The organism is Pseudomonas sp. AL10 (assembly GCF_029960685.1).
GTDB classification, from domain to species: Bacteria; Pseudomonadota; Gammaproteobacteria; order Pseudomonadales; family Pseudomonadaceae; genus Aquipseudomonas; species Aquipseudomonas lactis.
Map to the genome: position 1 here is coordinate 119,250 of NZ_JASBQZ010000016.1, position 7,596 is coordinate 126,845.

The window sequence follows — 7,596 nt, forward strand, 5'->3', positions numbered from 1 at the left end:
AGGCGGAGCATTCGCCGTGATTGAACTGTCCCCTACTGATCAGCAGTTTTTCAACCTCACTGACGATTGGAGTTCCTCATGGCGAAAATCAACTTGGCGCAGCAGTTGGCGACCACCCTGGAACAAGCGGGTATCAAGCGTATCTGGGGGCTGACCGGCGACAGCCTCAATGGCCTGACCGACGCCCTGCGCAGCATGGACAGCATCGAGTGGATGCATGTGCGCCACGAAGAGGTTGCCGCCTTTGCTGCCGGTGCCGAAGCGGCGGCCACCGGCGAGTTGACGGTGTGCGCCGGCAGTTGCGGGCCGGGTAACCTGCATTTGATCAATGGGTTGTTCGACTGCCATCGCAACCATGTGCCGGTGCTGGCGATTGCCGCGCAAATTCCGTCCTCGGAGGTGGGCCTGAATTACTTTCAGGAAACCCATCCCCAGGAACTGTTCAAGGAGTGCAGCCACTTTATCGAGCTGGTGAGCAACCCCGCGCAGATGCCTCAGGTGCTGCACCGTGCCATGCGTTCGGCGATCCTCAACCGAGGCGTGGCGGTGGTGGTGATTCCGGGGGATGTGTCGCTGTTGGAGGTGGAAGATAAGCTCAAGCCGTGGCCGGCCTTGCACGCACCGCGCACCGTGCCGGTCGAGCAGGACTTGCAGCGCCTCACCGACATGCTCCAGAGCAGCGAGAAAGTTACCCTGCTGTGTGGCAGCGGCTGTGCCGGTGCCCACGATCAGGTGGTGGCATTGGCCGACGCCCTCGGCGCGCCGGTGGTGCATGCACTGCGGGGCAAGGAGCACGTGGAGTGGGATAACCCGTTCGACGTGGGCATGACCGGCCTGATCGGTTTCAGCTCCGGTTACCACGCCATGCTCGATTGCGACACCTTGATCATGCTCGGCACCGACTTCCCCTATCGCCAGTTCTACCCGACCGACGCCAAGATCATCCAGGTGGACCGCAACCCACAAGCCCTGGGGCGCCGTGCGACCTTGGACCTGGGCATCGCCGCCGACGTCAGTGAAACCATCGCCGCGCTGCTGCCACGCTTGACCCGCAAGACCGATCGCAGCTTCCTCGACACCTCCCTGAAGCACTACGAAAAAGCCCGCCAAGGCCTGGATGACCTGGCGCAACCGTCCAAGGCTGGTAGGCCGATACATCCCCAGTACGTGGCGCGCTTGCTCAGCGAGCTGGCCGATGATGATGCGATCTTTACCGCCGATGTCGGCTCACCCACCGTGTGGGCGGCGCGTTATCTGAAGATGAACGGCAAGCGTCGGCTGATCGGCTCGTTCAACCATGGCTCGATGGCCAATGCCATGCCTCAGGCTATCGGTGCGCAGGCGGCATTCCCTGGGCGGCAGGTGATCTCGATGTCTGGGGACGGTGGTTTCACCATGCTGATGGGAGATTTCATTTCCCTGGCGCAGCTGCAATTGCCGGTCAAACTGGTGGTGTTCAACAATTCGTCCCTGGGCTTTGTTGCCATGGAGATGAAGGCGGCGGGTTACCTGGACACTGGCACCGAGCTGAAAAACCCGGACTTCGCGGCCATGTCCAATGCCATGGGGATCTTGGGCATTCGGGTGGAGCAATCCGAAGACCTGGAGCCGGCCCTGCGCCGTGCGCTGGCCCATGATGGACCGGTGTTGGTGGATGTGGTGACCGCCACTCAGGAACTGGTGATGCCGCCGAGCATCAAGCTGGAACAGGCCAAGGGGTTCAGCCTGTATATGCTCAAGGCGGTGATGAGCGGGCGTGGCGATGAGGTCATAGAGCTGGCACGCACCAACTGGCTTCGATAACCCCCTACTGTAGGAGCGAGCTTGCTCGCGAGGATCGTAACGACAACGCTGACATCCTGAATGAACGCGTTGTCCTCGAGTTTTTCGCGAGCAAGCTCGCTCCTACAGCTGCCGGGCTAATTTCAGCCTTTCTGTTTTTCTACCCACTTGCCATAGGCATCGATGAACGCCTGCAGGAACGGCTTGGTCTTGTCCGACACCTTCCCCGCCTCATCGAACACACTGCCCGCCCCGCCCAGGTAGGCTTCCGGCTGCTGCATGCACCACACATCCAGGAACACCAGGGACTGGCGCAGATGGTGGTTGGCGCCAAAGCCGCCGATGGCACCCGGCGAGACGCTGATGATCGCCCCCGGCTTGCCGCTCCAGGCGCTTTGCCCGTAAGGGCGCGAGCCCACGTCGATGGCATTTTTCAAGGCGGCTGGCACGGAGCGGTTGTATTCGGGGGTGACGAACAGCACCGCGTCGGATGAACTCACTTGTTTGCGGAAAGTACTGTAGGCTGCTGGCGGCGTTGCACCGTCGATGTCCTCGTTGTAGAGCGGCAAGTCGCCGATTTCAACAATGTTCAACTTGAGATTGGCAGGGGCCAGTTCGGCCAGGGCCAGCGCGACCTTGCGGTTGATTGACTCTTTTCTCAAGCTGCCCACCAGGACGGCAATCGTGTAGACCTTGCTCATTGAGGTTTCCCGACTTCTGAATAAAGGAGCTTGTAGTTATAGAGGCTTCGCAACGCGTTCACCAGAGGGTTATGCGGATTCCCTCGACGTTTTCCTTGCCAGCACTTGCGTAGGAAGCGTCTGAAAATATCAGCGAATAGTATTTTTTTCTTATAGGTAAACTACCCCGCTCCCTGACGGTCTACAGAACCGCAAATCGAGTGTTTATCTCCAGAGGTTCTAAACAGATGGCTGCAGTACTTGTTGGACAGTTTCATGCCAGAGACGCGGAAGGCCGCGTGTATTCGGTGCATGAGTTCCAGGAATCCAACCCGGCGCAAGGCGACCTGGCGGGATCGACGCCCACCACGACCTACAAGCTGGCCATTGGCGACCGTGTAGAAAAGCTGGAAGGTGATGAATTCAAACTGATCCAGTCGGGCATTATTCTCGTGCGCGAGTCCGCAACCACTCTGGCATCGTAAGCGCTTGCCTTGTTCACCTGCTCAGTCCTGGCGACTGGGCTGGGAACGCTCATGGGCGGCGGATCTGCGTTACCTCTATGCCCTGCTCGTCTTGCTTGAGCGTCACCAGCAACTGGCCGCGCTCCCCTTGCACCGTATACATCGAGCGCTTGTAACCCGGCGCGTTGTACGCGGGGTAAGCCTCGACCTCCCTGACCAGGGTAATCCCCACTACTGCGCCCACCTGCTCGCCCACCTGTTGCTGGGAGCGAATAAAGGCTTCCAGTGCAAGATTGTCCGGCGTCGGTTCATCCTGATGATTGAAGAAGTAAGCCGCCAGGCCTCCCACGGTCACCAGGACCACGAGTTGCTTGGCCGTTACCCCGAAGAACCTCGAGGGTAGAGGCATATGAGACCAGACCTGTTTTTTATTTTAAGTACCGGGAAACCGGCAGGGGTCGTTGCTGATCAGACCCGCCATTCTAATGGGGTCCTGGCTGAGCGCCATAGGCCGGGACGACCCCGGCAGTCTTTTTTGCGCACGAACGCCTGCGCCATTGAAACCCCTGCGCACTGCACATAGACTCCGGCCATGCGTTTACGTCATATCGAAGTGATTCAGGCCATCTTGCAGACCGGCCACCTCGGCACCGCCGCCGAGTGGTTGCAACTCCCCGTGGGCGACGTAGACGCCACCCTCAAGGATGCTGAGCAGCAACTGGGCTTCATGCTGTTCGCCAGCGTGCGCGGGCGCTTGCAGGCCACGCGGGAAACCCTGGAGTTGCAGGCACAAATCACAACTCTGTATGAAGCCCTGGAGCCGTTGCAACGCCTTGCCAGCCGCTTGAAACACCATCATGCTCCGCCCCTGCGCGCCCTCTGCACGCCGCCGCTGGCCAACCAACTGTTGCCGCAGAGCATTGCCGCGCTGCGTCGACGCTTCCAGGACATGCCGTGCAACCTGTCGAGCCAGCCAGTTGGCGAGATCATCAACAGCCTGCTGTTGCATGAAGCCGACGTGGGCCTGAGCCTGCATGACCCAGAACACCCCCATATCCAGAGCACGGTGCTGGCCCAAGGCAAATTGCAGTTGCTGGCCCCCCATGGCTGGCTCAAGCCCAAGCAAAAGTACATTGCGCTGCAGGAGTTGGCCGGCCAATCGTTGATCGGCCTTGAAGGCCATGATCCGCTCAGCCGTTTGCTGGACGCCAAGCTGCATGCCCTGCGGCCGATGCCTGTGGTGCAGACGCGCGTACAGACCTACCCGATGATGCGCGGCCTGGTGGAAGCCGGAGAAGGCCTGGCGATTGTCGACCCGTTCACCGCCTTGGGTGCACGCGAGTCCGGGCTTGATGCGTGCCCGGTGTCACCACCGATAGTGGTCAGCCTGTATGCGCTGACCTTGCAAGACGCTGCGGCCTCCCCTGCATTGAATGCGCTGCTGGAGATCGTCATCCAGAAAGCCGAAAGCCTGCTTGGTAACGACACCAAGCCCCTGTAGAAGCGAGCTTGCTCGCGAAAAACCCACAGGCGCCGCGTTACATCAGGATGAGCGTGTGATCGTTCACGTTCTTCGCGAGCAAGCTCGCTCCTACAGAGATCAGTCCGCTTCTGCTTTGAACAACCGATACCAGAAAATCGCGACCTCACGGGTTTGCGGGTCAATCCCGCGATAACGCAGTTGATCGATGCCGCCCATTACATAGCCACAACGCTCATACAGGCGACAGGCGCCGAGGTTGTTGTTCTGGGTCTCAAGCATCATGCCCGGCAGGTTCTTCTTGCGAGCCCAGAACTGCGCCACGTCCAACAGCGACTTGGCCACGCCATGTCGGCGCGCCGGTAACGCCACGGCCAACTCGTCAACATGGGCGAAACCGTTCCAGTTGGTGCTGACCACGATATGCCCCACTGCGCGGTCATCCAGATACGCCATGAAGATCGAGCTGTCGGCGGCATCACGAAAACTGGCGAATTCTTCCGGGTCGATGCCATAGCACTTGCGGTACGGCAGCACGCGCTCCACCGGCCATTGTTCGACGCGCTGGCCCATTTGCGGCACCCCATAGGCGCTGACTTCAAAGCTGAAATCGTTGCCCCACACATAGGCGTCAAAACCTTCGTCGGCGACTCGCACACTGAGCCCTGGATACTTCGGGTTCATCACAGCTTGCATAAACTTCCTTAACCCTTGATGCAATCGACGGTGTAACGACGGCCACTGCCGTCATCTTCATGTTGCAGCCCATGCACATCCGCGACAAAACCGGGAAAGCTGCTATCGAACGTGCGGGCAAATGCCAGGTAATCGATGATCGAACGCGTTGACTCGGTGAAGCGTTCGCCAGGCATGATCAGTGGAATGCCCGGCGGGTAAGGCACCAGCATCACGGCGGCGATGCGTCCTGCCAAGGCATCGATAGAGACCGCCTCCACCTCGCCCCTGACCAACTGGTCGTAGGCATCCGCGGGTTTCATCGCGATTTGCGGCAATACCGTATACATACGCTTGAGGTGCCTGGCCGTGGCATTGCTACGGTAACAGCTGTGCAACTGGTCGCAAAGGTCGCGCAGCCCCAGCCCTTGATAACGCGCCGGGCCTTGGGCATACACCGACGGCAAGCAACTGGCCAGGCTGACATTGGCATCGTAGCTACGCTTGAACTCCAGCAGCTCGGTGAGCAAGGTGCTCCATTTGCCTTTGGTAATGCCCATGGAAAACAGCACGAGGAACGAATACAGCCCAGTCTTCTCCACCACCAGCCCGCGTTCCCAGAGGAACTTGCTGACCACTGCGGCGGGAATCCCGCACTCGCTCAAGGCCCCGCCAGCGTTGAGGCCAGGCATCACCAGCGTGACTTTGATCGGGTCCAGCAACACGTAGTCTTCGACCACGTCGCCAAAGCCATGCCACTCATCCCCTGGGTGCAACAGCCAATCCGCCGTGGAGACCCGGTCGATGCCCGCGACCGAGGGTGGCTGCCAGATGGAAAACCACCAGTCTTCGGCCGCGATATGCTGGCGCAAGTTAGCCAGGGCGCGACGAAAACTTAAGGCCTCGTCGAACATTTCCTGGAGCAGCGAGCGCCCGGCCGGGCCTTCCATCATCGCCGAGGCCACATCCAGCGACGCGATGATGCTGTATTGCGGCGAGGTGGAGATGTGCATCATGAAGGCTTCATTGAAGCGGTCACGGTCCAGTTGCCGTGCGCCGCCGTCCTGCACGTGGATCATCGACGCCTGGCTGAATGCGGCAAGCAATTTATGCGTACTGTGGGTGGTGAACACCAAGGGGCTGTCCGGCGTGCGCGAGGTGCCCATGCCATAGCGCCCGGCGAAGAACTCGTGAAAGGCGGCGTAGGCGTACCAGGCCTCATCAAAATGCAGCACCTCGACACTGCTGCCCAACTGCTGCTTGATCAGTTCGGCGTTGTAGCACAGGCCGTCGTAGGTGGAGTTGGTCACCACCGCCAATTTCACTTTCGGTGGTCGACCACGGGTCAAGGGGCTGGCGTCGATCTTGGCGCGGATCGACTCGGGGCTGAATTCGCTCAGGGGAATGGGGCCGATGATCCCCAGCTCGTTGCGCTCCGGGCACAGGTAGAGAGGGATCGCGCCGGTCATGATGATCGAATGCAGCACCGACTTGTGGCAATTGCGGTCCACCAGGACCAGGTCATCGCGCCCCACCATGGAATGCCAGACGATCTTGTTGGCGGTGGACGTGCCGTTGATCACGAAGAACGTATGGTCGGCGCCAAAGTTACGCGCAGCGCGGGCCTCGGCTTCGGCCAACGGCCCGGTGTGATCGAGCAGCGAGCCCAGCTCGGGCACCGATACCGACAAGTCCGAGCGCAGAGTGTTCTCGCCGAAGAACTGATGAAATGCCTGCCCCACCGGGCTTTTGCGATAGGCCACGCCACCGCCATGGCCGGGGGTGTGCCAAGAATAATTGGAGTCGGCGGTGTGTTGCACCAAAACCTTGAAGAACGGCGGTAACAGGCCATCCAGGTAGGTGCGTGCGGCGCGGGCGACTTGGCGCGCCAGAAACGGCACGGTGTCTTCGAACAGATAAAGGATGCCGCGCAGTTGGTTGAGCTCGCTCATGGCATCGGCAGGGGCGTTTTCGAGGGTGACTTGCTCGCCCAACGCAAAGATCGGCAGGTTGGGTGCCCGCAGCCGCGCCAGGCGAATCAGCTCAACCATGTTTTGCAGCAGATGGGTGTTTTCCCCGGCGCCTTCGGCGGCGATCAGCATGCAGGCCAGACCGTGATGGGTAGAGGCCACCAGCCGCCCTTCGGCATAGTCCACCGCAGAAAAAATACTGAAGCCCTCCTGTTCCAACTCCCTGGCGATGCCTCGAACCCGGTCACCGGCAACGGTGTCGGCCTTGATGTCACGGTGCACGATCAGAACGGGGAACTTCAGGTCTTTGTACATGAGCACTCTTACTCTGGAGGCTTTGCACAAGGGTAGAAGCTGGAAGCAAAAGTGGCGAATGAAGATTTCACAGGCGGTCGAGAGGTATCTACATAACTTCGGTACGGGGCTGAACCTCTGGCGAGGGAACTTGCTCCCGTGACGGCCTGCGAGCTGGGCCATACCTACCTGACATCCCGCGATCAAACTGTGGGAGCTGGCTTGCCTGCGATGACGGCCTGCCAGCCGAC

At 60.2% G+C, this 7,596-nt stretch carries 7 protein-coding genes; 3 read left to right on the forward strand and 4 right to left on the reverse strand.

Annotation, left to right across the window (positions count from 1 at the left end; genetic code table 11):
• Window positions 1-78: 78 nt before the first annotated feature.
• The gene (gene poxB, locus QK296_RS16705) at window positions 79-1,803 is read left to right on the forward strand and encodes a ubiquinone-dependent pyruvate dehydrogenase (RefSeq protein ID WP_003190707.1); all 1,725 of its coding nucleotides are present in this window, start codon (window positions 79-81) and stop codon (window positions 1,801-1,803) included.
• A gap of 122 nt (window positions 1,804-1,925) precedes the next feature.
• Here the strand turns inward: poxB and QK296_RS16710 are convergent, their stop codons facing one another.
• Complete coding sequence (locus QK296_RS16710) at window positions 1,926-2,483, reverse strand: NAD(P)H-dependent oxidoreductase (RefSeq protein ID WP_003190705.1); 558 nt, start codon at window positions 2,481-2,483, stop codon at window positions 1,926-1,928.
• A gap of 227 nt (window positions 2,484-2,710) precedes the next feature.
• Here QK296_RS16710 and QK296_RS16715 point away from each other — a divergent pair, with 227 nt between their 5' ends.
• Entirely contained in the window at window positions 2,711-2,947 is a 237-nt protein-coding gene (locus QK296_RS16715) for a hypothetical protein (protein ID WP_032900575.1), read from the forward strand.
• Between the two features lie 49 nt (window positions 2,948-2,996).
• Here the strand turns inward: QK296_RS16715 and QK296_RS16720 are convergent, their stop codons facing one another.
• The gene (locus tag QK296_RS16720; RefSeq protein WP_282391118.1) at window positions 2,997-3,335 is read right to left on the reverse strand and encodes a hypothetical protein; all 339 of its coding nucleotides are present in this window, start codon (window positions 3,333-3,335) and stop codon (window positions 2,997-2,999) included.
• A 183-nt stretch (window positions 3,336-3,518) separates the two neighbouring features.
• Here QK296_RS16720 and QK296_RS16725 point away from each other — a divergent pair, with 183 nt between their 5' ends.
• Window positions 3,519-4,427 (forward strand): LysR substrate-binding domain-containing protein, encoded by a 909-nt coding sequence (locus QK296_RS16725; RefSeq protein ID WP_003190700.1) that lies wholly within the window; start codon window positions 3,519-3,521, stop codon window positions 4,425-4,427.
• 99 nt (window positions 4,428-4,526) lie between these two features.
• On the opposite strand, the gene QK296_RS16730 is transcribed toward QK296_RS16725, so the two are convergent.
• Entirely contained in the window at window positions 4,527-5,102 is a 576-nt protein-coding gene (locus QK296_RS16730) for a GNAT family N-acetyltransferase (protein ID WP_057709844.1), read from the reverse strand.
• 8 nt (window positions 5,103-5,110) lie between these two features.
• On the reverse strand, window positions 5,111-7,366 hold the full coding sequence (locus QK296_RS16735) for an Orn/Lys/Arg decarboxylase N-terminal domain-containing protein (protein ID WP_282391119.1): 2,256 nt from the start codon (window positions 7,364-7,366) through the stop codon (window positions 5,111-5,113).
• Between the last annotated feature and the right edge of the window lie 230 nt (window positions 7,367-7,596).